Genomic DNA, 1,068 nt, shown 5'->3' on the forward strand with positions numbered 1-1,068 from the left:
GAGCTGGCCATTCCCAAGCTCCGCAGCGGCAGTTACTTCCCGCACTGGCTGCTCGAACGACGCCGCCGGGCCGAGCAGGCCCTCATCAGTGTGGTGGCCACCGCCTACCTGCTCGGGGTCTCCACCCGCCGGGTCGAGAAACTCGCCGAGTCCCTCGGCGTGACACAGCTGAGCAAGTCCCAGGTCAGCGCGATGTCCAAGCACCTGGACGACCAGGTCACCGCGTTCCGCAATCGGCCGCTGGATGCCGGACCGTATGCGTTCGTCTGGGTCGACGCACTGACCCAGAAGGTCCGCGAAGGCGGCCGCATCATCAACGTCCACGCGCTGATCGCGGTCGGTGTTAACGCCGACGGGCACCGAGAGATCCTCGGCCTGGACGTCGCTACCGCCGAGGACGGAGCCGGCTGGCTGGCCTTCCTGCGCTCGCTGATCGCCCGCGGCCTGGGCGGGGTCCAGCTGGTGGTCTCCGACGCCCACACCGGCCTGGTCGACGCGATCGGTGCGACCCTGCCCGGCGCCTCATGGCAGCGCTGCCGCACCCACTACGCCCGCAACCTGCTCAGTCAGGTCCCCAAATCGGCCCAGCCATGGGTGGCCACGCTGCTGCGGACGGTCTTCGAGCAGCCCGACGCCGACGCCGTCCAGGCCCAGATGACGCAGGTCCTGGACACCCTGGAGGGGAAGTTCCCCAAGGCCGCCGAGCACTTGGACGCCGCCCGGCACGACCTGCTGGCCTTCACCGCCTTCCCCCGGGAGATCTGGCGGCAGATCTGGTCCAACAATCCGCAGGAACGGCTGAACAAGGAGATCCGGCGCCGCACCGACGTGGTCGGGATCTTCCCCGACCGCACCGCCGTGGTCCGCCTGGTCGGCGCTGTCCTGGCCGAGCAGAACGACGAGTGGACCGAGGCCCGCCGCTACATGGGCCGCGACCTCCTCGCCAAGACCCGCCACCCGAACGAGTCACAAACCCACGACACCGTCCTGGCCGCCGAGCTCACCGCATAGCCTCAAAGAAGAGATCACCGAGTGGCCGTCGATACACCACTCCAGCGGACGTGACCG

General features: G+C 69.0%; 1 protein-coding gene. It reads left to right on the plus strand.

Annotation, left to right across the window (positions count from 1 at the left end; all coding sequences use genetic code 11):
• Positions 1–1,011 (plus strand): IS256 family transposase (locus PV364_RS41100; protein WP_319666057.1); only part of this gene is annotated, 1,011 nt, incomplete at its 5' end.
• Positions 1,012–1,068 lie beyond the last annotated feature (57 nt).

The sequence above is a fragment of the Streptomyces sp. MI02-7b genome, assembly GCF_033793585.1.
Lineage (GTDB): Bacteria > Actinomycetota > Actinomycetes > Streptomycetales > Streptomycetaceae > Actinacidiphila.